At 53.6% G+C, this 25,769-nt stretch carries 24 protein-coding genes and 1 pseudogene; 5 read left to right on the forward strand and 20 right to left on the reverse strand.

The annotated features are described in order from the left end of the window. Positions 1-54 precede the first annotated feature (54 nt). The 15 genes and pseudogenes from ACOCF6_RS11545 to ACOCF6_RS11615 all read right to left on the reverse strand — a co-directional run bounded on the left by ACOCF6_RS11545 (position 55) and on the right by ACOCF6_RS11615 (position 17,606). On the reverse strand, positions 55-1,911 hold the full coding sequence (locus ACOCF6_RS11545) for an AMP-dependent synthetase/ligase (protein ID WP_482460528.1): 1,857 nt from the start codon (positions 1,909-1,911) through the stop codon (positions 55-57). Between the two features lie 314 nt (positions 1,912-2,225). Continuing rightward, the gene (locus ACOCF6_RS11550; protein WP_482460529.1) at positions 2,226-3,365 is read right to left on the reverse strand and encodes an acyl-CoA dehydrogenase; all 1,140 of its coding nucleotides are present in this window, start codon (positions 3,363-3,365) and stop codon (positions 2,226-2,228) included. A 20-nt stretch (positions 3,366-3,385) separates the two neighbouring features. After that, positions 3,386-4,168, reverse strand: coding sequence for an enoyl-CoA hydratase/isomerase family protein (locus tag ACOCF6_RS11555; protein WP_482460530.1), 783 nt, complete (start codon positions 4,166-4,168; stop codon positions 3,386-3,388). Between the two features lie 11 nt (positions 4,169-4,179). Beyond that, positions 4,180-4,431: pseudogene (locus ACOCF6_RS11560) on the reverse strand (3-hydroxyacyl-CoA dehydrogenase family protein); the annotation flags it as partial. A 46-nt stretch (positions 4,432-4,477) separates the two neighbouring features. Next, positions 4,478-5,656 (reverse strand): thiolase family protein, encoded by a 1,179-nt coding sequence (locus ACOCF6_RS11565; protein WP_482460531.1) that lies wholly within the window; start codon positions 5,654-5,656, stop codon positions 4,478-4,480. Between the two features lie 73 nt (positions 5,657-5,729). Continuing rightward, the gene (locus tag ACOCF6_RS11570) at positions 5,730-6,935 is read right to left on the reverse strand and encodes a bifunctional 3,4-dihydroxy-2-butanone-4-phosphate synthase/GTP cyclohydrolase II (RefSeq protein ID WP_482460532.1); all 1,206 of its coding nucleotides are present in this window, start codon (positions 6,933-6,935) and stop codon (positions 5,730-5,732) included. Positions 6,936-6,972: 37 nt separating this feature from the next. Next, entirely contained in the window at positions 6,973-8,955 is a 1,983-nt protein-coding gene (locus tag ACOCF6_RS11575) for a (Fe-S)-binding protein (RefSeq protein WP_482460533.1), read from the reverse strand. A 39-nt stretch (positions 8,956-8,994) separates the two neighbouring features. Next, positions 8,995-10,344 (reverse strand): FAD-binding protein, encoded by a 1,350-nt coding sequence (locus tag ACOCF6_RS11580; RefSeq protein ID WP_482460534.1) that lies wholly within the window; start codon positions 10,342-10,344, stop codon positions 8,995-8,997. A gap of 88 nt (positions 10,345-10,432) precedes the next feature. Next, positions 10,433-11,245: an electron transfer flavoprotein subunit beta/FixA family protein gene (locus ACOCF6_RS11585; RefSeq protein ID WP_482460535.1), complete on the reverse strand. Its 813-nt coding sequence runs from the start codon at positions 11,243-11,245 to the stop codon at positions 10,433-10,435. Between the two features lie 172 nt (positions 11,246-11,417). Then, positions 11,418-11,594, reverse strand: coding sequence for a ribbon-helix-helix domain-containing protein (locus tag ACOCF6_RS11590; RefSeq protein ID WP_482460536.1), 177 nt, complete (start codon positions 11,592-11,594; stop codon positions 11,418-11,420). 78 nt (positions 11,595-11,672) lie between these two features. Beyond that, positions 11,673-12,545 (reverse strand): succinate--CoA ligase subunit alpha, encoded by an 873-nt coding sequence (gene sucD, locus ACOCF6_RS11595; protein WP_482460537.1) that lies wholly within the window; start codon positions 12,543-12,545, stop codon positions 11,673-11,675. Beyond that, positions 12,545-13,714, reverse strand: coding sequence for an ADP-forming succinate--CoA ligase subunit beta (gene sucC / locus ACOCF6_RS11600; RefSeq protein ID WP_482460538.1), 1,170 nt, complete (start codon positions 13,712-13,714; stop codon positions 12,545-12,547). The genes sucD and sucC overlap by 1 nt, the downstream gene beginning before the upstream one ends. A 173-nt stretch (positions 13,715-13,887) precedes the next feature. Further along, complete coding sequence (locus ACOCF6_RS11605; protein WP_482460539.1) at positions 13,888-14,799, reverse strand: electron transfer flavoprotein subunit alpha/FixB family protein; 912 nt, start codon at positions 14,797-14,799, stop codon at positions 13,888-13,890. A 9-nt stretch (positions 14,800-14,808) separates the two neighbouring features. Continuing rightward, positions 14,809-15,585 carry an electron transfer flavoprotein subunit beta/FixA family protein gene (locus tag ACOCF6_RS11610; RefSeq protein ID WP_482460540.1) on the reverse strand — a complete coding sequence of 259 codons (777 nt, stop codon included), beginning with the start codon at positions 15,583-15,585 and terminating at the stop codon, positions 14,809-14,811. Positions 15,586-15,620: 35 nt separating this feature from the next. After that, positions 15,621-17,606: a heterodisulfide reductase-related iron-sulfur binding cluster gene (locus ACOCF6_RS11615; protein ID WP_482460541.1), complete on the reverse strand. Its 1,986-nt coding sequence runs from the start codon at positions 17,604-17,606 to the stop codon at positions 15,621-15,623. Between the two features lie 136 nt (positions 17,607-17,742). Here ACOCF6_RS11615 and ACOCF6_RS11620 point away from each other — a divergent pair, with 136 nt between their 5' ends. The 5 genes from ACOCF6_RS11620 (at position 17,743) to ACOCF6_RS11640 (ending at position 22,307) form a co-directional block, all read left to right on the forward strand. Beyond that, positions 17,743-18,141, forward strand: a complete 399-nt coding sequence (locus tag ACOCF6_RS11620) for a MerR family transcriptional regulator (RefSeq protein ID WP_482460542.1) — start codon at positions 17,743-17,745, stop codon at positions 18,139-18,141. A gap of 238 nt (positions 18,142-18,379) precedes the next feature. Beyond that, positions 18,380-18,562 carry a hypothetical protein gene (locus tag ACOCF6_RS11625; protein WP_482460543.1) on the forward strand — a complete coding sequence of 61 codons (183 nt, stop codon included), beginning with the start codon at positions 18,380-18,382 and terminating at the stop codon, positions 18,560-18,562. A gap of 35 nt (positions 18,563-18,597) precedes the next feature. Continuing rightward, positions 18,598-19,314, forward strand: a complete 717-nt coding sequence (locus ACOCF6_RS11630; protein WP_482460544.1) for a DUF6577 family protein — start codon at positions 18,598-18,600, stop codon at positions 19,312-19,314. Between the two features lie 41 nt (positions 19,315-19,355). Continuing rightward, the gene (locus ACOCF6_RS11635; protein WP_482460545.1) at positions 19,356-20,438 is read left to right on the forward strand and encodes a nucleotidyl transferase AbiEii/AbiGii toxin family protein; all 1,083 of its coding nucleotides are present in this window, start codon (positions 19,356-19,358) and stop codon (positions 20,436-20,438) included. A gap of 696 nt (positions 20,439-21,134) precedes the next feature. Beyond that, positions 21,135-22,307 carry an IS4 family transposase gene (locus tag ACOCF6_RS11640; RefSeq protein WP_482460546.1) on the forward strand — a complete coding sequence of 391 codons (1,173 nt, stop codon included), beginning with the start codon at positions 21,135-21,137 and terminating at the stop codon, positions 22,305-22,307. Positions 22,308-22,431: 124 nt separating this feature from the next. Here ACOCF6_RS11640 and ACOCF6_RS11645 read toward each other — a convergent pair whose 3' ends face one another. Genes ACOCF6_RS11645 through ACOCF6_RS11665 form a run of 5 tightly spaced genes read right to left on the reverse strand, consistent with a single transcriptional unit; the run spans position 22,432 to position 25,376 of the window. Continuing rightward, positions 22,432-22,773 carry a hypothetical protein gene (locus ACOCF6_RS11645; protein ID WP_482460547.1) on the reverse strand — a complete coding sequence of 114 codons (342 nt, stop codon included), beginning with the start codon at positions 22,771-22,773 and terminating at the stop codon, positions 22,432-22,434. A 28-nt stretch (positions 22,774-22,801) separates the two neighbouring features. After that, the gene (locus ACOCF6_RS11650; protein ID WP_482460548.1) at positions 22,802-23,461 is read right to left on the reverse strand and encodes a hypothetical protein; all 660 of its coding nucleotides are present in this window, start codon (positions 23,459-23,461) and stop codon (positions 22,802-22,804) included. Next, positions 23,458-23,928, reverse strand: coding sequence for a hypothetical protein (locus ACOCF6_RS11655; protein WP_482460549.1), 471 nt, complete (start codon positions 23,926-23,928; stop codon positions 23,458-23,460). The genes ACOCF6_RS11650 and ACOCF6_RS11655 overlap by 4 nt, the downstream gene beginning before the upstream one ends. Then, positions 23,921-24,409 (reverse strand): hypothetical protein, encoded by a 489-nt coding sequence (locus tag ACOCF6_RS11660; RefSeq protein ID WP_482460550.1) that lies wholly within the window; start codon positions 24,407-24,409, stop codon positions 23,921-23,923. Before ACOCF6_RS11660 ends, ACOCF6_RS11655 begins: the two co-directional genes overlap by 8 nt. 1 nt (position 24,410) lies before the next feature. Beyond that, entirely contained in the window at positions 24,411-25,376 is a 966-nt protein-coding gene (locus ACOCF6_RS11665; protein ID WP_482460551.1) for a hypothetical protein, read from the reverse strand. Positions 25,377-25,769: the final 393 nt, after the last annotated feature.

Raw genomic sequence — 25,769 nt, forward strand, 5'->3', positions numbered from 1 at the left:
CCCGCCTGCATGTATGTTCAACTGTGTATTCTCGTTTCTCTTACCACCTCAATGTCAAGTTGAGATAATGGCTTCCACGGCAAAGCGCTTGATTTTGCGGGTGGTTGTCTTGGGAAACTCATCTTCACGAATCGTAAATTTGCGGACCCTCTTGTAATCAGCAAGGCCATTGCAGGCTTTTTGAACCTCAACCCGCAGCAGGGCCTCTACATCGGCCTCACTCATCGGGCAGTTACCATCAATGCGGCACTGGTTGTCAAGCGCCTCCTGCTCCGGATAGATAATAGCATGAATCTCTTCAGAAGCAGTGCCGACCCGGTGGCCATATACCATTACTTCCGCAATGAACGGGCTTTTGAGAAGTTCGTTTTCCACCTCTTCCGGATACACATTCTTGCCGTTGGGGGTTACTATCAGGTTCTTGACCCGGCCGCTGATTGTCAAAAAACCATCATTACTAAAAACGCCGAGGTCACCAGTCCGGTACCAACCGTCAGATAGCACTTCCTCCGCAGCCTGGGGATTTTTGTAATATCCCTGCATGACATTCGGCCCTTTTACAACAATCTCACCCACACCTTCATCGTTTGGCTCATCAATCCGCACTTCAACACGTTCCAGCAGCCGCCCGATGGTGCCGAGCCGTTTGGCTCCCGGCTGTTCCGCGCTGATAATCGGCGCTGTTTCTGTAATGCCGTATCCTTGATAGATTGACAGGCCGAATTTTGTCATCCCCTCGGCAATGGCCGGGTCAAGTGCCGCTCCGCCGCTGATGAAGATGGTGCCGGACCCGAAGGTTTGCCGCACTTTCGAGGTTACGATCGGCCGTGTCAGAGGTACTGAGAAGAGGAACTGCGAGAGTTTTTTGGAGTTTATATTTTTCATGATCCGATCAAGAATCATTCGGTACACAGCCGGAACAGCGAGGAAAAAGGTTGGTTTGACCTCGGCCAGATTTTCACCCAGCTTTTTGAGTGATTCACAAAAAGAAATCTGTCCGCCAAGCGAGAGTGGCAGCAGAACACCGCAGACCTGCTCGAAAACGTGATTAATCGGCAGGAACGACAGGGTGTGCATGGAGCTGTCGAGCCGGAAATGTGCGGCCGCCCCTTTGATGTTGGAGACGATATTGGCATGGCTGAGCATGGCGCCCTTGGAGCGTCCCGTTGTTCCGGATGTGTACAGAATCAGGGCTGTATCGGTTTCTTTACGTGGTTTTTGGGGAAGAGGCGCCGTGTGACAGAGAGAGCTGAGCGACAGGAATTTTCCTTCATGGCTGAGCTTGTTGCGGAGCCTTTCCGCCGGATCAAAAGGATCTGTCGATCCTGTTGCAGAGTCAGCTTCAGAACCGGACGGCAATAGCAGGCGGTATGCCTGGCGAGCGAGCAGTTCCAGGGCCGTACGTCGCTCTACCGGCACATCCACGGCTGCAACGAGTGCCCACCACTCCTCAATCAAGACATTCAGTACCTGCACAGCCTGCGAACTTGCGGCGTCAGCTGGTGCTGGCGTGAGTGTTACAATATATTCCAACAGCGGAATATCCGGAAAAATTTCCAGGACCAGATCAAGGCAGGGTGGCGCACTGAAGACAAAACGGGCATCGCAATCGGCCAGGATGTGTCGCAATTCTGCGGATTTCAGCTCCTTGTCGATCGGGACCACCACTCCGCCCGCCTTAAGAATCCCGAGATATGTTGCAACCCATTGGGGTGATGACGGTGCCAGCAGAGCGGCATGATCTCCTGCATTGAAACCGTATTTTATCATGCCGGCCGCGATGCGATCTGACAGTTCCCACAAGGCGCCATACGTCATTTTTTGCCATGTACCGGCCAGTTTGTAACGCAGTGCCGGTTGGTCACTATATTTTTGACAACTCTCCCTGATCAAGGAATCTATGGTCTGCATACCAAACCTCCAAACGCTGTTTGGGGGACATAGTAGCATGGAAATGCCGTAGCTTGTCAAATTTAAGAGCTGTTACTGAGGCCATAAAATGCTTTTTGGGATCCACCGGAATTCGTTTGCAAGTGCCACTCATGAGACGACTGTTGATTTGTTCCAGTCAAAAGTAAATCCCCCTAACCCTCCTTTCTGAAAGGGGGATTTAGGGGGACTTGCCTTTATAGCAGGCGGAATTACAGAAATATGTTCTTAAACGTATAGTTTTGCCGGCTCCACGTATGGATTAGACATATAATCCCGAAGATCAATGCTGTATCCTATGACAGCAGCATCTTCGAAATCACCACTCGCTGTACTTCATTGGTCCCCTCGTAGATCTCGGTGATCTTGGCGTCGCGGTACATCCGCTCTACTTCGTAATCGACGATATACCCATAACCGCCGTGGATCTGGATCGCTTCCTTGGTGACATAGGTGGCTGTTTCCGAGGCGTGCATCTTGCACATGGCGGATTCCATGGTGTAGCTCTTCTTGGCGTCCTTGAGGCAGGCGGCCCGGTAGGTGAGCAGCTTGCTGGTCTCGATACTGGTCCACATATCGGCGAGCTTGAACTGAATCGCCTGGAATTCGCTGATCGCCTGACCAAACTGCTTGCGCTCTTTCGAATAAGCCAGCGCTCTTTCAAAAGCTCCTTCGGCGATGCCGAGCGCCTGTGAGGCGATGCCGATCCGGCCGCCGTTCAAGGTATCCATGGCAACATTGAACCCTTTCCCCTCCTGCCCCAGCATGTTTTCCACCGGCACGCGCAGGTTGTCGAAGGCGAAGGCGGTGGTGTAACTGCCGCGAATGCCCATCTTGTTTTCGTTTTTGAGGATGGTGACGCCGGGGGAACTCAGATCGACGATAAAGGCGGTGATCCCTTTGTGCTTCAGGCTGCGGTCATAGGAGGCGAGCAGGACGCCGGTGCCGAGATAGCCGCCGTTGGTGATGAAGGTCTTGCTGCCGTTGATGATATAATGATCGCCGTCACGGGTATAGGTGGTGGCGGTGCCGCCGGCGTCGCTCCCTGCGTCAGGTTCGGTCAGGAGGAAGCAGCCGATCTTCTCGCCGCTGTTGAGCGCCGGGAGCCATTTCTTTTTCTGCTCTTCGGTGCCGAAGGTGTAGATCGGTCCGCTGCAGAGCGAGGTGTGCGCCGAGATCAGAACGCCGCTGGAGCCGCACGCTTTGGAAACTTCTTCGACGACAATGGAATAGGAAAGCATATCAAGCCCTGCTCCGCCGTACTCTTCCGGAAGGTAGCTGCCGAGAAAACCCATTTCACTCATCTTCCTGACCAGTTCGTCAGGAATGGCATGATCTTCATCAATCTTCATGGCGATCGGCTTGATTTCCTTCTCGACGAAATCACGCACCGCAGACTGCAATACCTTGTGATCCTGGCTCAGTTCGAAATTCATAGTTCCCCCCGTATTATATTTTATTTTCCTTTGAATTCAGCGGCGCGCTTTTCGAGAAACGCCCCCATCCCTTCACGCTGGTCGCCGGTGGCAAAGAGCACGCCGAAAAGGGACGCCTCATGGCGAAAACCATCTTCTTTCGTCATATTGAGGCCGCTGGCGATGGCATCCTTGGCATAGGCCACGGATAGCGGACCTTTGGCGGCGATTTCCCGCGCGGTTTCCAAAGCCTTTGGCAGTAGCTCTTCCGGGGCGAATGTTTCGTTGATTATTCCCCAGGCGAGGGCTTTTGCTGCGCTTATGACACGTCCGGAAAAGACCAGTTCATTGGCCCTGTTCGGGCCGATCAGACGCGCCAGGTTCTGGGTGCCGCCGAAGCCGGGAATTACGCCGAGGCCGACCTCCGGAAAGCCGAATTTCGCCTTTTCCGAGGCATAGATAAAGTCGCAGGCCAGCGCCAGCTCCAACCCTCCACCGAGAGCGTAGCCGTTGACGGCGGCGATGACCGGTTTGCGTATCTTGTTGATCATCAGCATCAGACGCTGCCCGCGGCGGGCAAATTCATGCGCTTCAAATGCGGACAATCCGGACATCTCCTTGATATCAGCGCCGGCAACAAAAGCTTTTTCACCCGCCCCGGTCAGGACAATCGCCTTGACCGTCGTATCAAGGTCGAGCTCAAAGAGGGCGCATTCCAGCTCTGCTATCACGGCGCTGTTAAGAGAGTTAAGCGCCTCACGGCGATTGATCGTCAGGGTCGTGATGCCGTCTATGGTTTCAACCAGCAGATTTTTGTATTCCATTGTTCTCTCCACTAATAGGTATAGAAGCCGCGACCCGATTTGCGCCCCAAGTGACCGGCGTTGACCATCTTGACCAGCAGCTGACAGGGGCGGTACTTGGGATCCTTGAAGCCGTCATAGAGAACATTGGCAATTGCCAGCTCCGTATCAAGCCCGATAAAATCGGCCAGAGTCAGCGGCCGCATCGGTTGGTTGGTGCCGAGCCTCATCCCCTTGTCAATATCCTCGGCGGTTGCAATCCCTTCGTAGAGCGCAAAGGCCGCTAACGAAGTATTTTTTTGCAAAAAATGCAGAAACACTTCCAGCTTATTAAACTCTTTCAAATATTACCGCTACCGCTTCGCCGCCACCGATGCAGAGTGTGGCCAGACCGTAGCGCAGGTTGCGCTTATGCAGTTCACGTACAACCGTCAGCGCCAGACGGGCGCCACTGGCACCGATCGGGTGGCCTATGGCGCAGGCGCCGCCGTTGACGTTGACCCTGGCAGGATCAAGCTTTAAATCCTTTATGGCGATCAGCGTTACCGAGGCGAACGCTTCGTTGATCTCAAACAGATCGATATCCTCGACTTTCAGTCCCGCCTTGAGGCAGGCGGCCTGAATCGCAGAAACCGGCGCTTCCGGAAAGTAATCCGGATGCAGGCTGCTGGTTGCTGAGGCCACTATGCGGGCTTTGGCAGTAAGATTGTATTTTTTTACCGCGGCGGCGCCTGCCATCAGCAGTATGGCAGCGCCATCGTTTATGGTGGAGGCATTGCCGGCGGTGATACTGCCGTCTTTCTTGAAAACCGGCTTCAGTTTGGCAATTTTATCAACATCACCCTTGAACGGCTCTTCGTCATCAGAAACCACGCTGTCAACACCGCGAACGCTCTTGACTACCGGGGCTATTTCGTCCTTGAAAATTCCACCCGTCACCGCTGCCTGCGCCAGCCGGTAGGAGCGGACAGCCAGGTCATCCTGTACTTCGCGGGTCAGGCCGTTGCGCTCGACACTGGCTTCACCGATTATACCCATGTGAACGCCGGTGTAGGGGTCGGTTAAGCCGTCATGAATCATCATATCGAATATTTCACCGTTGCCCATGCGGAAGCCGTTGCGGGCTTTTTTCAGGAAGTATGGCGCCATGGACATGTTTTCCATGCCGCCGGCCAGTACCATATCGGCATTGCCAAGCTGTATGGAATCACTCCCGAGCATTACCGCCTTGAGTCCGCTGCCGCAGACTTTATTGATCGTCAGTGCTGGGATGTTATCCGGCAGACCGGCGCTGCGCATCGCCTGACGGGCCGGAGCCTGGCCGCAGCCGCCGCTTAAAACCTGACCGATTATCACTTCGCCGACAGCCTCGGCAGGCAGTGCATTCCGGTTCAAGAGCGCCTTGATAACCGTGGCGGCTAATTGAGGCGCGGCAACATCCGACAAAACGCCCCCGAAAGAGCCAAACGGCGTTCTCATGCCGTCGATAATATATACTTCTTCTTTCATATTAACGCCTCCGGGTCTGCTTGACGTGCAAAACAGTTTAAATTATAAGTTGCTGTAGATCCGATGTTTTTGTTCAAGCCAATGCCAGCAGATGTCCCAGCTTCTCCCGTTTGGTATTCAGGTAGTGAATATTGTTCTGACAGGGAGCAATTTCAAGGGGAACGCGTTCGGCTATGTTAATGCCATACCCTTGTAATCCGATAACTTTTCTAGGGTTATTGGTCATAAGCCGAATGTTCTTCACGCCAAGGTTGACAAGAATCTGGGCGCCGATACCGTAATCACGCAGATCCGCCTGAAAACCCAAAGCATTGTTAGCCTCAACCGTATCATGACCTTCATCCTGAAGTGCATAGGCCTTCATCTTGTTGACGAGACCAATGCCGCGACCTTCCTGACGCATATAGAGGACAACTCCCCGCCCGTGTGCGCCGATCATTGACATGGATTTGTGCAGCTGATCTGCACAGTCGCAGCGATTGCTCCCGAATACATCTCCGGTAAGACATTCAGAGTGAACCCTGACCAGTACCGGCTCTTCTCCGCTGATATCCCCTTTCACCAATGCTACATGTTCCAGACGATCAATGTCATTTTCGAAGACGATTGCACGGAAATCACCACCAAATCCGGCCGGGAGCCGTGCCTCTGCCGCGCGCCGAACAAGTGTCTCGTGCTTCAGGCGGTATGCAACCAGATCGGCAACAGTACAAATTTTCAGACCATGTTCAAGGGCAAACTTTTTGAGTTGAGTCATGCGGGACATCGTACCATCGTCATTCATGATCTCGCAGATCACACCTGCCGGCTTAAGGCCTGCCAGTCGGGCCAGATCAACCGAACCTTCAGTCTGGCCGGCCCTGACAAGTACACCACCACGTTTAGCGCGCAGCGGGAAAATATGGCCCGGTTTGACGAGGTCGTTTGCCTGGGCGCCATCAGCCACAGCTGCAAGGATTGTACAGGCACGATCTGCTGCTGAAATCCCGGTAGTTACACCGCAGCGCGCCTCGATGGAAACGGTAAAGCCTGTGCCAAAAGGGGAGCTGTTGTGAGCGGCCATCATCGGGAGTTGGAGGTGGTCGCACTGTTCTCCGGTCATGGTCAGGCAGACGAGTCCGCGGCCGAAGCGGGCCATGAAATTAACCGCTTCCGGTGTCACTTTTTCTGCCGCCATACAGAGATCACCTTCGTTTTCCCGGTCTTCATCATCAACGAGAATCACCATCTTGCCTTGCTGTAAGTCCACAAGAACATCTTCAATTTTTGCGATTGCCACGTTTTACTCCTTGTGCCGCTTCGGATTGTTATAATGATTATCGCAGCGCCTCAGCCACGACCTCTGCAACATCCTTTACTCTGCATTTATCAGCCACACCCAGATCTTTGAGCCCGTCTTCCATCATCGTCATACAGTAGGGGCAGCTGACACAGAGCGTATCCGGCTGCTGCTGCATCGCCTCCTTGACCCGCTCAAGGTTGATCCTGCTCCCGGTCTGCTCTTCCATCCACATCCTGCCTCCGCCGCCGCCGCAGCAGAAGCCTTTTTCATGGCTGCGTCCGAATTCGCCCGGCGCTGTTCCGGTCGCGGCAGTCAGTACATTCCTCGGCGCCTCATAGGTGTCGTTGTGACGACCGAGATAGCAGGAGTCGTGAAAGATTACTTTCCCCTGGCCGGACTGTGCGGGAAGCTTGAGCCTGCCGCTCTTGACCAGGTCGGCGATCAGCACGGAATGGTGAATGACCTCGATCTCCAGTCCGTACTGCCTGTAGTCGTTCTTGAGGGTACTGAAGCAGTGCGGGCACTGGGTGACGATTTTGGTGATTTTCTTCTCCTTGAACAGCGCCACATTCTCCTTGGCCATCTTGTCGAAGACGAATTCATTGCCGAGACGCCTGACGCTATCGCCGCAACAGAGTTCTTCCTTGCCTAACAGCCCCCAGGAGACACCGGCAGCGTCCATGATGGTCGCCAGAGCGACGGTAACGTGTTTATTGCGGCTATCGAAGGCACCGGCACAACCGACGAAGAACAGGTACTCGGTTTCACCCGGCTTGAAGCTGCGGTCGCCCAGCTGGCTGCTCCACTTGGTTCGCTCAGACGGTGCGAGTCCCCAGGGGTTGCTGCGCTGCTCCATGTTCTCAAACAGGTTCAGCAGTTCCTCCGGAAACTGTGTCTTCTCCTGCACCAGATGGCGGCGCAGCTTGACAATTTTCGGCATCTGTTCGATCAGCACCGGGCAGACCGAGGTACAGGCGCCGCAGGTGGTGCAGGACCAGATCGCTTCTTCGCAAATAGTTCCTTCGCTCTCCTCCCCGATCAGCGGTGTATCACCCTTATAACTGGCACTCATTGTGGGGCCGTTCTTGAGCAGGTTTACCTTGATATCATGAACTATTTTGCGCGGATTAAGAGGCTTACCGGTGTTATGCGCCGGGCAGAGATCCTGGCAGCGACCACACTCAGTACAGGTCATGGAATCCAACAGGTCTTTCCAGCTGTATTGATCGACGCTACTGACGCCATAGCGTTCCCCCTTGGCAAAGGTTTCCCGCGGCTGGATGTTCGGCTTTTCCAGGCTACGGAAGTAGCAGTTAGGAATGGCGGTCAGGATATGCATATGTTTGCTGCGGGGGAGGAAGTTCATGAACAGCAGCAGCACTAGGGCGTGAGCCCACCACGATACCTGTACCGTTGCGGCAAGGACTGGACCGGGCAGACCCTTCAGCAGGGAGGCAATCACCGTTGATACCGGTCGCCATGCGTTCGGCTGACTCAGGGCGATGTGGCCGGCATTAAGGAGGAAGAAGGCGGCCATCAGGGTGGCGATCATCGCCAAAATCAGCAGAGCTTCACCACTGGCCGGCTTGGTGTAGTCGTTGCCAAGATAGTCGGGGGGAAAGAAGAGGCGTCGGGCGAATGCCACCAACACGGAGAGCAGCGCCAGCAGCGAGACGATGTCGAACAGCAGCAGCAGGATATTGTACGGAGCAGCCGGCAGAACCTTTTCAAGGTTCGCGCCCGGAATCAGTCCTTCCAGAATGAACTCGCCATTGGCAACCAGCAGGAGCATAAAGGCCCAGAAGAGCAGGAAGTGGTTGACTCCGTACGGACGCGCCAGAACCCGTTTCTGGGCGAATGCGTAGGTAAACATGCCGGACAGACGGGCAAGCGGGTTATCGGTCCGGTTCTCATCAGCACCTATGGCTACCAGTTGAAATCGGCGGTAGCAGCTGAACATGAAGGAAAGTACGGATACCGCAAATACAGCTGTAAAAATAGATTGATGCAAAGACATGTTGAACCTCGTAAATAACTTCGCTGGTTAGACATTAAATCACGCAGCGGCCCTTTCGGGCTCGTAGCTGCCATTGTTAAGCTTGAGTTTTCGAACCCTGTTGATGAGTTCCGGTACGACCTGAAACAGGTCCCCAACCACCCCGTAGGTGGCGACCTGAAAAATGGGCGCCTCGGGATCGCGGTTGATGGCGATGATGACATCGGAATCCTGCATGCCGACCATATGCTGGATCGCGCCCGAGATGCCGCAGGCAATGTAGATCTTGGGGCGGACGGTCTTGCCGGTCTGGCCGACCTGGCGGCTGTGGGAGATCCAGCCGGCATCGACAGCGCTACGCGATGCTCCCACCACTCCCCCCAGTTCATCAGCCAGCTCCTGCAGCAGGGCAAAGTTATCCTTGTTCATCAGGCCGCGCCCGCCGGATACGATGATTTCGGCGGCGGCCACATCGACCTGGTCCTTGCCGTCCCGGTCGCTTAGTACTTCCAGTACCTTGACCAGCACATCCTTCTCCAACGGCGCAAACGCCTCGCGGATGCTCTCCCCTTTTCTGCCCGGCTTGAGTTCTGGCATATGCATGACGTGGGGACGCACGGTGGCCATCTGCGGACGGAATTTGTCACACATGATGGTGGCCATGATGTTGCCGCCAAAGGCGGGGCGGGTCTGCATCAGGTTGCGTTTATCGTCGATGCCGAGGCCGGTGCAGTCGGCGGTCAGCCCGGTCCTGACTACGGTAGCCACGGCCCCGGCCAAGTCACGCCCCTGTGCGGTGGCCCCCATCAGGATCACTTCCGGTTTGTGCTTCCCGATCAGATGGCAGATGGCGTCAGTGAAAGGCTGGGTGCGGTAGTTCCGGTATACCGGAGCATCCAGGACAATAGCCCGGTCGGCGCCATGTTCAAAGGCCTCGTTGCAGAGATGCCCGACATCCTGACCGAGGATGACCGCGCTGAGCTGCACACCCAGGGTCTTGGCCAGGTCGGACCCGGTTCCCAGAAGCTCCCACGAGACCTTGGCGGTAACCCCTTCGAACTGCTCGATAACGACCCAGACGCCGCGGTATTCGGCCAGCATCTTCTGAAGCCGCTGCCCATCCTCGTCCAATTCCTCTTCCACTGCGCCACCGACAAGCTGGGCCAACTCGGCCAGGACCTTCTGCTCTTCGGGGGTGAAGTACATCTCCAGGGCCTCGGCCGGGCAGACCTTGACGCATTTGACGCAGCCGATGCATTTTGCGGTTTCGATGATCGGGTCGCCAGAGTCAGTCATTTCGATACAGTTGACCGGGCAGGAACTCTGGCAGCGGGCGCCGCAGGCGATGCACTTGCCTGCGATCAGGCTGGCGACGCCGCGCGGTTTCTTCGGTTTCTTTATCTCAGTCATGGTGCACCCTTCTATAATTATGAATTATGAAGGATGAAGTATGAAAAGATGGGGCCAATTCATAATTCATACTTCATCCTTTGCATTTCTAAACCGTCAGCAGATCCTTGCTGAGCAGTTTGTCGATCAGCAGATTGGCTGTCCCGACCGGGTCGCCCAAGCCGTCACCGATGATTTCACCCTGCTCCCGTTCCGGCGAAAAGATCTTACTGACCCAGGTCGGTGAGCCTTTGAGACCCACCGTATCGACGTCAAGTTCAAGTACCGAGTTGTCCCAGACCTTGATCTCCTTCTCCTCCGACTCGATGCGCATCGGCACACTCGGGTAGCGGGGACGGTTGAGTTCCCTGACGACCGTGATCATGACCGGCAGCGGCGCTTCCACGATCTCGTGGCGTCCCTCCAGCTTGCGGCGCACTCTGATCGTCTTGCGCAGGAAATCGATCGATTCGATCCGGTCGACCAGGGTCAGCTGGCTGAACCCCAGACGGGAGGCGATGCCGGGGCCGACCTGGGCGGTGTCGCCGTCGATGGTCTGTTTGCCGCAGAAGACGATGCCGACCGTCTCGGCTTTGTCGAGCCGCTCGATGGCGGCCGAGAGCACCTTGCTGGTGGCCAGCGTATCAGCGCCGCCGAAGCAGCGGTCGGAGAGCAGGATCGCCTCATCAACGCCGATGGCGTACGCTTTTTTCAGGGTCGCTACGGTATTTGGGGGTCCCATCGAGAGGGCGACGGCACGCATGCCGTAGCGGTCTTTGAGCCTGAGGCTCTCTTCGAGGGCATGCGAGTCGTAGGGGTTGATGATAAAGGGGATACCGTCCCGGATCAGGGTGTTGGTGACCGGGTCGATCTTGACCTGGGTGGTGTCCGGAACCTGTTTGATGCAGGAAATAACAAGCATATACGCTACTCCTAGCTTTTCTGGTAAAGCACTCGTGCAGGCAGCTGTTCAGTTAGCACTCTGCAGCGACATTTTTGTTCTGTTTATTTAGCCGGGAGGACTGTTCCCCTCCCGGCTATGAAAGGAGCACAAATGGCAGTATGTGCTCGTCCAACACTTGCAATCCCTTCTGTTATCTCTGACTGGCTGCCCTTTCCAACTGCGGGGCATACAGTTGAATCGCCTCGCGCATTAGCCGGGAGACACTCTTTTTGTACTGTTGTGTCATTGCTTCCAGGGTCGACTTTTCTGTATCGTTCACCCGCATCGAAATAACATGGTACTTCGGTTTTTCCTTGTATCTTCCCATTGCTGCACCTTCCGATATTATCTTAGGTTGTTAGGCTGAAGGCTGTTAGGAAAAAAACTATTCTACCTTCAGTCTGTATTACGGCTTATAAATCTTCAACAATGCCTGTGCCATTTCGGCCGGGCTGATCGCCACGCTGATACCGCATTCCTGTAGTACCGACACCTTCTCGGCCGCCGTACCCTTGCCGCCGGAGATGATGGCACCGGCATGGCCCATACGCTTGCCGGGCGGGGCGGTGATGCCGGCGATGTAGGCTGCCACCGGCTTGGTCATATGGTCGCGGACGAAGTAGGCGCCCTCTTCTTCCGAGGTACCGCCGATCTCGCCGATCATGATGACGGCGTCGGTGTCCGGATCGGCCTCAAACAGTCGCAGTACGTCCAGGTGGTTGGTGCCGTTGACCGGGTCGCCGCCGATGCCGACGCAGGTGGACTGGCCCAGACCGAGGCAGGTCAGCTGCCAGACCGCTTCGTAGGTTAAGGTGCCGGATCTTGAAACGACGCCGACCCGGCCCGGTTTGTGGATGTAGCCGGGCATGATGCCGATCTTGCACTCGCCGGGGGTAATCACGCCGGGACAGTTGGGACCAACCAGTCTGGTCTTCTTGCCCTTCATGTACTGCTTGACCTTGACCATGTCCAGGACCGGGATGCCTTCGGTGATACAGCAGACCAGTTCGATACCGGCGTCGATGGCTTCCATGATGGAGTCGGCGGCAAAGGGGGGCGGGACGTAGATGACGCTAGCGGTGGCGCCGGTCTGTTTTACGGCTTCTACGACGGTGTCATAGACCGGAAAGCCGTCGATGATTGTGCCGCCTTTGCCGGGGGTGACGCCGCCGACCATCAATGTGCCGTATTCTCTTGCGCCCTGGGCGTGAAAGAGGCCGGTGGAGCCGGTGATGCCTTGTGTTATGACTTTGGTGTTTTTATTGATCAGGATACTCATTAGTTGGCCTCCTTTACTGCTGCTACGATTTTCTGGGCGGCGTCGGCCATGCCGTCGGCGGCTACGATGTTGAGGCCGCTTTCGGCCAGGATCTCTTTGCCGCGGGCGACGTTGGTGCCTTCGAGACGGACGACGAGTGGGACCTGCAGGGAGACCTGCTTGGCGGCTTCGACGACGCCGGTGGCGATGATGTCGCATTTCATGATGCCGCCGAAGATGTTGACCAGGATCCCTTTGACGTTCTTGTCGGAGAGGATGATCTTGAAGGCTTCGGTGACGCGTTCGATGGTGGCTCCGCCGCCGACATCCAGGAAGTTGGCCGGGTCGCCGCTGTAATGCTTGATGATGTCCATGGTGGCCATGGCCAGTCCGGCGCCGTTGACCAGGCAGCCGATGTTGCCGGTCAGGGAGACGTAGGACAGGTCGTGCTGGGAGGCTTCGATCTCGTTGGCGTCTTCTTCGTCGTAGTCGCGCATGTCGCTCAGTTTGGGGTGGCGGAAGACGGCATTGTCGTCAAAGCCGAATTTGGCGTCCAGGCAGATCAGGCTGTCCTCGGCGGTGATGACCAGCGGGTTGATCTCCAGCATGGAGCAGTCACAGGCGATAAAGACTTTGTAGAGCCCCTGCAGTACGGCGACGGCCTTGTTGACCAGCTTGCCGCCCAGGCCCAGGGAGAAGGCGATCTTGCGACACTGGAAGGCGGTCAGGCCGACCAGCGGGTCGACGGTTTCGGTGAAGATCTTCTCGGGGGTTTTGGCGGCGACTTCTTCGATGTCCATGCCGCCTTCGGTGGAGGCCATGACGGTGACCCTGGAGGTGCCGCGGTCAACGACCAGGCTGATGTACAGTTCAGAGGCGATGTTGCAGCCGTTTTCAACGAGTACGCGGGTGACCAGTTTGCCTTCCGGGCCGGTCTGATGGGTACGCAGGATCATGCCGAGCATGTCGCGGGCGATGTTACGCACCTCGTCGGCGCTGCGGGCCAGTTTGACGCCGCCGCCTTTGCCGCGTCCACCGGCGTGGATCTGAGCCTTGACAACCCAGGGCCCTTCGCCCAGGCGCTTGGCCCACTCGCGTGCGCCGGCGCCGTTGTAACAGACGTGACCGTCAGGGACCGGTACGCCGAATTCTCGCAGGATTGCTTTGGCTTGGTACTCATGGATGTTCATGTGATTCCTCGCTTCTGTATGGTTGAATTTACTTTGAGCCTATTATCACTGTCGGCAATTACCGAATTATTGTTTTAATTATTCATCTTTCTTGTATAAAAAAATCGGGGCAGGAGGCACCCTGCCCCTTTAAAGGCAACTTGCAGAATTAAAGCAATTGCCAGATCAAATCATTATTTAGACAGTTTAGCCGTCAAAGCGGGTACGAACTGCATGACATCGGCCACAACCAGCACATCGGCAATTTCCCCGATCGGTGCATCCTTGTCCTTGTTGATGGCGATGATAAAATCCGACTTCTTCATGCCGGCCAGGTGCTGAATGGCACCGGAGATGCCGCAGGCGACATACAGCTTGGGCGAAACTGTCTGGCCTGTGGTGCCGACCTGATGGCTGTGCTCGACCCAGCCGGCATCAACAACCGGACGACTGGCTCCCAGTTCGCCGCCAAGGGCTTTTGCCAGGGCCTGGATGACCGGAACGTTGTCCTTCTTGCCGATTCCGCGCCCGGCGGATACGATGATCTCCGCCTTACCCAGATCCACATCCTTTTTTTCGGCCGGTTCGTAGCCGACAAATTCCAAAGCGCCGCCACCAGCTGCAGCCAACTTCTGGATAATTGGAGTGCCACCCGGCTGCATGGCTGGGAAGGCGCCAGCCTGAATCGTCAGGACCGCTATTGCTGTTGCCGGTTTAACCGTTCGACGCATCTTGGCGTTACAGCAGCCGACTTCAAAGCCGCCGTCCACAATAGCAATCACCTCTGATATCTGTGCCGTCTTGAGGGCCGCCGCAACCCGGGGGGCCAGATCCCAGCCGTATGATGAATGTACAAAGACGATGTAGTCCGGGTTCTCTTTCTGCACCGCATCCAGGATCAGCTTTTTGTGCAAGCCAGGGTTATATTCACCGCACGCCATTGCATCAGCCAGATAGAGGGTGCCGCCGTACGCAGGGAGCTGCGATTCGCTTCCCACCAATAGCATGGCGGTTTCAGCACCGAGCTGTCCGGCAAAGCCGAGCAGTTCGTAGGTGGATTCGAGCAATTTTCCTTCGCGGTATTCGCCTATAAGTAGTGTTTTCATGGTTGTCTCCTATCTCAGTACCGCGGTTTTGTCTTTGAGTAGCGCTATTACTTTCTCCACCAGATCCGCCACATCTCCTTCGAGGACGATGCCACCACCTTTTTTTGCAGGAGAATGGAAACTGGCGGTGGTTGCCAGGGATTCTTCCTTCAGCAGGTCAGCGACCGGAATGACGGTGATCTCTTTCTTTTTGGCCTTCATGATGTTGGGGAGGGTCGGATAGCGCGGCACATTGAGTCCCAGCTGGCAAGTAACCAGAGCTGGAATTTTCAGTTTAACAACTCCCTTGATGCCGCCTTCCAGTTCACGCTTGGCGGTGATCGTGCCGTTGTCGTAGTCGAAGCCGACTATTGTTGTCGTACAGGCAAGACCGAGCTGTTCGGCGACTGTAACACCGACCTGGGCCGAGCCGCGATCCTGGGACTGCATACCGGTAAAGATGATGTCAAAACCCTTGTCTTTGGCGTAAGCAGCAATGATCGAGGCGATCTGCCAGGGGTCTTTTCCCGATGTAGCCGGGTCCTGAATATGGGCAGCGTTGTCGCATCCCATGGCCAGAGCTTTTTTGATCGCTTCGACAACGCGGTCCGGGCCGACCGAGAGAACAGTCAGTTCGGTGCCTTCCCCCAGTTTTTCCCGTAGCTGAACCGCCTGCTCCACCGCAAATTCGTCATATTCGTTCATACGGAAGGCCAGGTCGGTTTCGCTGAACCAGGCGCCTTCGGCGTTTGGCTTGAAGCGGGATTCCAGGTCAGGGACCTGTTTGATACAGACAAGCAGTTTCATAATATTTCCTCCTGTAAATTTGCTGGTTAACCTATTTATGCCGTTATCCGTTCTGCCACGATTTCGGCCAGATCCCTGACCTGCAACTGTCCTTCCGCTCCGCCGGTCTTGATGCCGTCTTCGAACATCGTAAGACAGAAGGGACAGTTGGAGACCAGCAGCGGTGCACCGGTATCGGTCGCCATTTTAACCCTGACTTCACTGATTTTGCTTCCCAGCTTCTCTTCGGCAATAATACGGCCGCCGCCGCCGCTGCAGCAGAAGCTGTCGTAGCCGTTCTTATCCATTTCAGTAATTGATCCGCCAGCCAGACTAAGGATGGCTCGTGGCTGTTCGATGATGTCCATATAGCGACCAAGATAGCAGGAGTCGTGATAGGTAAAATTGAATGGTTCCGGCGTCAGCTTGAGGTTGCCACTATTCAGCAGGGTATTGATATAGGTGCTGTAGTGTTCCACCGGAACGTCCAAGCCAAGATCTTTATAATCGCGGGCCAACGTGTTGAAGCAGTGCGGACAGGTAGTGACTATTTTTTTCACATCGTATGCTTTGAACAGTTCGATGTTTTCGTTTGCGGTCATCTGGTAAAGGTATTCATTACCCAATTTTCTGACCGGTTCACCGCAGCACTTTTCTTCTTTGCCGAGGATACCGACTTTTATACCTGCGGCTTTGCAGATCGTGATGAAGTTCCGGGCAATCGCCTGATTGCGTTTGTCAAAGGAGGCGTAGCAACCGACGAAGTAGAGGATATCAACGTCGCTATCCTGTTCCATGGTCTTGAGGTCAAGCCCTTCCGCCCAGTCTCCACGTGCGGCGTAGGCAAGGCCGAAAGGATTGCTGTTGACTTCAATGTTGCTGACGGCGGTGCGGACTTCGTCACCAGGGAATGCACCTTCCATGAGGGTCAGATTGCGGCGCATTTCAAGGATTTTATTGACGTGCTCAATGTTAGCCGGACAGATATCCTGACAGGCGCGACAGGTTGTACATGCCCAAAGGGCATCCTGGCTGACAGTTTCGATCAGACTACCGGACGGATTGCCTTCGGCCAGTTCCCCGATCTGTTTTACGATCTTCATCGGCGAGAGCGGTTTGTCGGTGGTGTGGGCCGGGCAGCGATCCTGACAGCGCTTGCAGGAGGTGCAGGCGTCGGCGTCGAAAATATCTTTCCAGCTGAGGTCGCTGACTGTGGCGGCACCAAATTGCTCGATTGTATCATCTTCCATGTTGATGGTGGCTATGGCACCTTTTGCTTCAAAAGGTGCCAGAAAGGCGTTGGCGCTGGTGGTAAAGATATGACGCAGCTTGGTGTAGGGGATGGCGCAGAAGAAGCCAAGCACCAGGACGAAGTGCAGCCACCATAATATTTTGTGGGTGACGAGCAGGGTGCCGGCGCTCATGGTGGCGAAGAGTTCCCCAATCAGCAGACCGCCGGGTGAGAAACGGGCCAGCCCGGGATTCTGCTGCAGCTCGGTTGCGGCCATGCGGGCACCTTCGATCAGAAACCCCGTGATAAGGATAGCAAACAGCAACTGCAGTACGATGTAGTCATCCCTGACGATCTCCAGCCCTTTAGGTTGGATGACAAAGCGGCGGATGAAGAGTCCAGCAAGCATGACAATGGCAAGGATGCCGGCAACATCCAAGACCAGCGAGAAGGCCTTGTAGAATTCGCCTGAGAGTAGGTTGAACTGCAGCAGCGGGGTAAAGAAGTCGGCCTGAAACATGACCAGCAGCGTGCCAACAAAGAGGACCAGGAAGCTCCAGAAAAAGATGGAATGGAATATACCGCCATCAGTGACCCGGTAGATTTTAATCTGACTGAACACTTCGGTAAGCATCCGCCTGATCCTTTCATCATATCGATCAAAGCGGTCAAGTTTCTTACCCTGGCGCCAGATCGGCAGGCGTTGCCAGAATCCCCAGACCATAATGCCAAAGGCTGCAAAGGCAAGAATATACATTGGGATGACAACGCCGTGGCCGATGTTCCAGTATATCTCGCGGGTAGCTTCCATAAGTGACCTCAAGCCTAAAGTAATGAACAGTAACACGGTTATACTTTAACTTGACGTTCATGTCAAGTAGAAAACAATCTTGACAATTAGCTTCAGCTCGACATATAAATACGTTAAGTTAACATTTAGGAGAAGTATGAGATTAAGCAATGAAGAACATATGCAGATCAGTGAGTTGGCGGAGAAACTGGGGATCACAACCAGAACAATTCGACTTTATGAAAAAATGGGGCTTGTAGAACCTCCCAAGCGAACAGATGGAAAGGTGAGGTACTATGAAAAGGGAGATATAAAGCGTTTCAAATTCGTACTAAAGGTGAAGGAGCTTGGGCTTACCCTTGAAGAAATGAAGGAACTGGCCGACCTCTTTGACAAAGAACAAAAGGTTCCTGAAAAGATCATGCCACGACTGATCGAACTGCTTAGCACCCATTTAAGCAGCATCAAACAGAAAATTGCAACGCTCCAATCCCTTGAAAAGCATATCACTACATATCGCGAAAGAATAGTCGATGAGTTCAACCTGATCAAGTAGTCTCACCAACAGCAATTCTGTATTCTATCCCGCCATTTCTTAAACTCAATTCTGACGGTAAAAGCTTTTTTGTATCTGGCTGTCTGATATAATGTTCTACGCTTTCAACTGATCAACTATTTGCCATCATATCCAGTATGGTACAGCAATGATAGACATGACATCTATAGGCGTAGCGTATAGACGCATATAGCACATTAGTAACTGACTGTATTTGAGAAATTAAGGAGCTTGAGTTATGGCAATGACAGTTGAAATCAAAGGCAACAAGCTCTGCATCGAAATTGACCTGGAGAAACCAACTCCATCGGCTTCAGGTAAGACATTGGTGGTTGCCAGTACACGGGGCAATGCTGTCACCACGGCTGAAGTCGATGGAAAGCCTATTACTATCGGGCTGAATGCCTATATAAAACCGTGATACAAGAGTCCTGGTTAGACGATCGGGAGGGTTGTGTGATTAAAAACTCGAAAAAATCGGTGCTCTTCAACCATATTCTTCCAACACAAAAGGAGCTGTGCGCTTACTTCTCCCTTAACGCCGTCAAACAAGCATTGAAAGCTTTTGATGTGGAACTTGCTGACGACACCCTCCGAAAATACATGAGCGAATCTATGGCAGCCGGAATCGTATCCGACGCCGGACGGGGCTGGTACAGCCGGCACACAAAGCCGGTGAGCCTCGACCACAAGCCGGTCGCAAAGATCATCCGGGAAGTGAAGAAAGCGTTCCCGCTGCTGGATTTCTGCTGCTGGTCCACGGTTCAGTTCAATTCCTTTGCCCACCACCTCATTGCCCAGCCAACGATTCTATTGTACGCCGAAAGCGATACCCTTGAAATTGTGGCTGACCACTTGCATGATGCAGGCTGGAAGTCCTGGGCCAATCCCGGCAAAGCTGACGTGGAACGTTTTGTCCGGCCAGGAGAAGGAACTGTTGTTCTCCGGCCAGCCAAAATCGGTCAGCCCGAAGCCAAGGATCATGTTGCTCCCATCGAAAAGGCTCTGGTTGATCTGATAGTCGAAGCCAATAAGTTGCACCTGATGGACTCTGCGGAAGTGCAGCGGATTATTGATACTGTTCTCGGCTCTGGATTGCTGCAACTGACCATTTTGAATGGATATGCAGAGGATTTGAAGAAAAAAATAGAGAGCAAGGAGTTGACCCATTAACTCCACATTTTTAAAAAATGTGGAGTTAATGGGCTTAAAATATGATCGCTGAAATTTGTTTCACTGCCGATTGGCTAGAAAAAAAGAGGAAAGAGCTGAGAGGAGTCGATCCCGGCTTGCTTGAACGGGCGCTTCATGCCTTTGCTCTCTTGGGTCACCTGGCCGAGAGCGACCTGAAGTTTGTTTTCAAGGGAGGTACGAGCCTCCTGCTCCACGTTCCTGTTATCCGCCGTTTGTCCATCGATATCGATATCCTCTGTTCGGCCCCGACGGCAGAACAGGACCGGGTTCTGGTAGAAGTGTCGAAAGTGCCGCCGTTCATCGGCTACGAAGAAGATGAGCGTGGTTCCCGTGGTCTTCCGGAGAGACGTCACTTCAAGTTTTTCTACACACCCCTTGTTGCCGGCAACCCGGCTCCTTACGTCTTTCTGGATGTCGTGGAAGAACCCCATGTGCCACATGAGGTGATCGTCAAACCGATTACACCTGAGATTCTGGAGATCAGGCGGGAGATCCTTGTCACGGTTCCGACGGTGGAAAGCCTGCTGGCGGACAAACTCACCGCTTTTGCACCTCGATCCATCGGCGTACCGTTTGTTCCGGCCAACGGCACGCCACCTGATACCATGCAGATTGTCAAGCAACTATTCGATGTCGGGGAGTTGTTCAATCTGGCAGAAGACCTGGCGGCAGTTCGGCGGGTCTATCAGAGAGTCTTTGTTCTTGAAAACGAGTACCGGGGCGGAGGATTTTCTCCGGCTGATACATTGAACGACACATTACAAGCATCGCTCCTGCTGTGCCTCCACGGATTAAAAGGGGTGAAAGAGCCAATACCGGAAGCATTGATGATCTTGGACGGTGCTTCAAAGCTCAGAGGGCATTTGGCGAATCACAGTTTTAATCCGATTATGGTCAAGCTGGCAGCTTCAAAAGCCGCCCTGATGGCACAATTGATAAGAAATGAAGGGTCTGATGTAACGATGGCGACAATCAGGGCAACACCTCCCGCAGACGAGCTTCGTCGCTTGGAAATTACGGGAGAGTGGGAACGCCTCAATCGCTTGAAATTGGTCAGTGAAGACGCTTTCTGGTTCTGGTATCAGGCGAGTAAGTTGGTCTGAGAAGTGATGACTATTTGTTCGTGCTATGTTCTTCTCGACCGGGTTGCTCAACGGCGTTTATTACTTATGGGACACATATGTGACATATGGGACATGGTTCTGATAGGGACAAAATAGAGACAATAGGGACATTTTCGATTGAAGCCATAAATACGCCAAATGCGCCAAATGGCTTATGATCAAACTGGATACGAACTGGATATATAAGGGCCGTAAAGGTGCCAAACGGGCCAGAAGGGGAGAATGAAGAGTCTTAATCGACATTCGTGCCATAATCCTGCAAATCGTGCCAATGACTCGGAAATTGGACAAACAGGACATTAAACGGGCCGTAAAGGGGCCAAACGACCCAAGCATGTTGAACCCGTCATAAACCCGACAAACCCACCAGATTCAGGGGGTCAAGGGATACTTCATTGAATGTGGCATCAAAGGGGCAAAAGGGGCAATAGGAATCTCTGCTTAAGAACATGGTGGCATTCTTGGTACCTAATTTGGGTACAAAACTGCCACCTAAGAAGCAATGCCGCATTGAAGGTACCATTTTTGTCAGTGTCTTCCGGTTTGGTCTTTGCATGGTTCTTTGAGAATGTAAAAACGTCATAATATCAGCGTGATGCCGCATTTAATGCTTGACATTGAGTAAAAAATTGGCGGGACGCGTTCGTAACTATCCAGTTTAACAGGAGTTACGATATGCGACCATTCAAGCGACTGAAACAGCGCCGGAAATCACGTGCTTTCAAATTGCTTCTTGCCCCGATATTTGAGAGATTCAAGTCTGATAACGAACTTGAATCCAGGGGGTACCGCCCGTTGCAAATGACTTTTGATGATCAGCTCAAGGCCCTAATTTTCTATCACCTAGAAGAATACTCTTCAGGGAGTGAACTTCTCCAGGCGCTTGAACAGGACGATTTTGCCAAAGAATGTGTTGCTTCCCCAAAGGGGATTAAAAAGAGCGCCTTCTTTGAAGCAATCAATAACCGTGGCCTTGAACAGCTGAGCGAGGTGTTCACGCATCTTGTCAAGCAAGCAGGTACTGCACTTCCCGCTGAATATGCTCACCTTGGCAACCTGGTATCCATAGACGGCTCACTGATAGATGCTGTTCTGTCCATGGAATGGGCCGATTACCGTAGCGGCTCAAAGAAGGCCAAGGCCCATATCGGCTTCGATATCAACCGAGGCATACCAAGGAAGATATTCCTGACCGATGGCAAAGAAGGTGAGCGCCCCTTTGTTGATAAGATCATCGACAAAGGGGAAACCGGTGTCATGGACCGTGGATATCAGTCTCATGGCCATTTCGACCAGTGGCAGGAAGCCGAGAAGTTTTTTGTCTGCCGTATCAGGGAAAATACACACAAAACCGTCGTTCGAGAGAATGCCGTCAATCCTGACAGTATTGTCTTCTATGACCAGATAGTGCTTCTCGGCACCAAAGGTATAAACCAGACTAAGAAAGAGCTGCGCCTTGTTGGCTACCGCATTGACGGCAAAGACTTCTGGGTAGCAACCAACCGATACGATCTCACGGCTGAAGAAATAGCCGAGGTTTATAAGCTGCGCTGGAACATAGAGACCTTCTTCGGTTGGTGGAAGCGCCACTTAAAGGTGTATCACCTGATCGCCAGAAGCGAATACGGTTTCATGGTTCAAATTCTTGGTGGTCTCATCACCTATCTGTTGCTTGCCATCTATTGCCGGGAGCAGCACCAGGAGCCTGTCAGCATTAGCAGGGTCCGCGAACTACGTTATCAGATAGCAAATGAAGCCTCAGAATCGCAGAGCCAGCGAACAAAAAAACAAGGTAACTCAAACAAGATTAGAAAGTTGAAACGCAAAAAGCGCCGTGCAAAAACCTAACCGGAAGACACTGCATTTTTGTACCCAAAAATGCGGCATTGACGGAAGGTGGCGAAAACGGCGCCATATTGGGTGCCATATTGGCATCCAAAACGGCCACCCTTTTGGGATACTAAATATTCCCCTACCACCAGTAGTACCAGCGCCAGTACCACCATGGGACGTAACAGGGGCGGTAATCCGTGCTGGAGTAGGCATATTTGATCAGTGTCCAGAATGGTTTCCCCTTCACGTAGCCATGATAAAGCCGCACCTGCACCCGGTCCATCAGAATATACGGCAACGATATACAGGCGATTCCGATGGCCCAGTACCAGAATGTCCCGAGGAAACAGAGCCCGACCAGCAGACCGGCAAACGCGCTGGTGAGCAGGGTAACGAATATTGCAACCAGTACTGCCGGGAATTTTGCCCGTTTCGGCTGCGTTTCTCTGAGCCATTGTTGTGCGTCATAGTATTTGATCATCGGAAACCTCCCTTTGTGGCTCAGTAGGTCATAACCGCGCGTATCCCGGTTTGTACAGGCAGGTGAGCTTTGTCCCGCTGTTCAGATAATCTGTGATTTTTCCCTGCAGCTGTTCAATTTCTTCGGTTGTGAAGTTGACAGGATCGGCGACGTGCCACTCCGGGAGCATCTTCAATTCAAAAACAGTCAGATCGAACTTTTCCAGAATCCTTTTCTTGAAGAACTTCATCCACCATATTGGATGGGTTACCTCGATGCCGAGTCTGCCTGCCGTCTCTTTATAAAGTTCCGACTTGGTTGTCAGAAACATGTGGCAGTCAATCAGGCAGGTCTCTCTGGTCTGGATATTATCGAGGAAGTATTCATCAATTGCCGCGCGGATCTTCAGTACATACTCTTTTCCATTCAGTATTACCGGCCATGTCTCGTAATTGCAGATGTAATTGAGCACCAGCTCGTGGGCAATCCCTTTGGAGTTCTTGCCATACCCCGCCATGCAGCTGTTCGTGGGGTAGGCGAAGGTGGAGGCCGCTCCCCGGTCAATCGGCATCAAGTACCTCAGCAGGATAAGATCGTAAAAATATCGTCTTCCCCATTCTTCCGGATTCTGCCGCTGCAGCCTCAGAGCTTCATGCACGGTGATGATCGGACTGGAATGATCAGGATACATGTGCGCCAACAGTTTCATAGACCCCCCTTGATAATTTTGTAGTCAGGAGACAGCAGATTGATGGACTTGCCGATGGCAATATCCAGCATGATCACCTCCTGGGCGCTCAGATAGACCTCTCCTGCAGGTCTGCCGTCGTTAGTCACACTGACTTCCAGGGACTGAATGTTGTTTTTCTGCCGGGCAATCATATTGAGTGCCTGCGAATTGAAATCATCATCATGAAAAAGTGCCGTTGCCAGTTCGATCTTGCTGCCCGCCTTGCTGCTCCGCTTCCAGTAGGCCTGCATGAAGTAGCTCAGGGTGGACTTCACCATGGCCAGCTCATACAGGTCATTGACGATGACAAAATCCCAGAATCCAACGGTAACCACCATGTTCCGGTTAAACCGTGTCTGACCACGATTACCGGAATCCTTGTAGTCAAACCGTTCCAACTCGCCCGTGGCGTTCACGCGTATTCCTTTGAATTCGAAATCAACCATTTCCTTCCATCTCCTTCCAAATTTTGCTGAGATATGTTGCTGACACCTTCAGTTTACGTTTGCTGTGGAGATAACCGGCGATGACTCGAAAACCCATGCCATCAGCCTGCAACGCCTTGACTTCACCCCAGTAGGCCAGAATCTGACGTCGCAAGAGCGGCTTCCTCCCCCTGCTGATCAGGATGGCGGCACTGGCCTTGCGCAGATGGGTGAAGTCGTCATACTGCTCCTTCTCTGCCACCCGGTACCCTTTACCCTTGATCGTGTCCCAACCTCCCTTGCGGGCTGCCATGACAAAGGCGCAGTACTTGGTGATCCGGCCAGACAGGTCTGGACGCTCACCTTTGAGCTGGAAAGACTTCTTCACTCCCTCCTGGAAAATTTCGATGATCATTTCCTCCGGGAGCGACGCCAGCCAGGAAAAGAGCTTCTTCCGCTCATGTTCCGTCAGGCCTGTTATCAGGTTCAGTTGCTCGGTCATGTCATCCTCTCGTGTAGGTCAGGGTTTCCTGCAGCCGGAAGTGGGAGGTTTCCAGGGATGTCTGCTGCAGGGCCTGTTCGTGTGTCAGGCCGTGGTTGATACATTCCAGATAACGTTCTTGGGCGAAGTTGTGCTTGAGACCGTGACTGCCGCGGCCCGGCGTATACTGGCCGGTCTCTCGTGCCGCTAGGTTGATTGCCGCCACATATTCGGAGTAGTCACTTTCCAGCCTGCCGAATTCTTTAAGGTATTGCTCCAGGCGCCGATAGGTTAGGAAAGAAACGTAATGTTCAGTTTCTTTTCCGCCTTTTTCCACGGAAGCAACGATACCAATCGGCTTGCGGGTGACCGGATCGGTGCTGATGCCGCGCAGGCCAGTTGCCGTGAGGGGATTCTTTAATCTGCGGTTACTCGGTGCGCCCACCCCTTCAGTCCGTAAACCCCCTTCATACTGCAGCGAAGCCTGGAGTTGGAATGTCTTGTTCCGGATGGTCGCTATGAGCTGTACCGGGTCGGGATAGGCCCGGTTATCGAAGACCTTGCTCGATTTTCGCAACACTCTTCGGCTCCGGGCATAGTACTCAAACCGGAGTGCTTCCGTCTCCAGTAACGGGTCGTCGAGGCAATGCTGACGGATGTAACGGTTCAGGGCATACTCGAACTTTCCCAATGCCGAGAGCAAAGTCTCCATGGTCTGGCGGGAGCGTTTCTTTTCGTCATAGTAGGCCAGCATATGCGCCAGATACTCCGCCATGTCGTTGTGCACCGACCGGGTGTCCAGCAGGCTGGTCCGGCCTTTGCCGATCATGAAGTCGACAAAGCGATGGGCATGGCTTCTGTAAGAATCCCAGGAGCCGAAGGAGCGTAATCCGAATGGATTGGTCTTTTTCATTTCCCGGATCGAACGAATGCCATGAAATATTGCTTCCGTCTGCGAATGTGGTGATTGTGGCCACCGATGTTTCATGTTTTGGTTCCTCTGGCCTTTGATGGCCCGCGTGTTGAGATGACATGCTCTTTTTCCGGCATCGCCATGCCGACGGTAGCAGCTCCGCCTTCCTGCTTTACGTAGTGTCCCTTGTATGTAGACCTGGCAAGGATTCCTGCCAATTGTCCTGCTGTCTGTCGTGAACCGGGACGCTACCGGTGGTTCACATCAAACAGGTCCTCGATTGTGCCTGTCAGAAAATGCCTTTCCAGGGCGCTGGACTTCGGGGGTATTCCCGGTCCTTCCTCAGATTCCGGATCAACAGTTACATATCGTTGAGCGGAAACGCCTTTCCAGGGGCGCCGTTACCGGGGGTATTCCGGCCGTCTTCGGATTTCTGACTGCGTACGGTCATGCGAGGTGGAGGTGCGT

This window comes from Geobacter psychrophilus, from assembly GCF_056821595.1.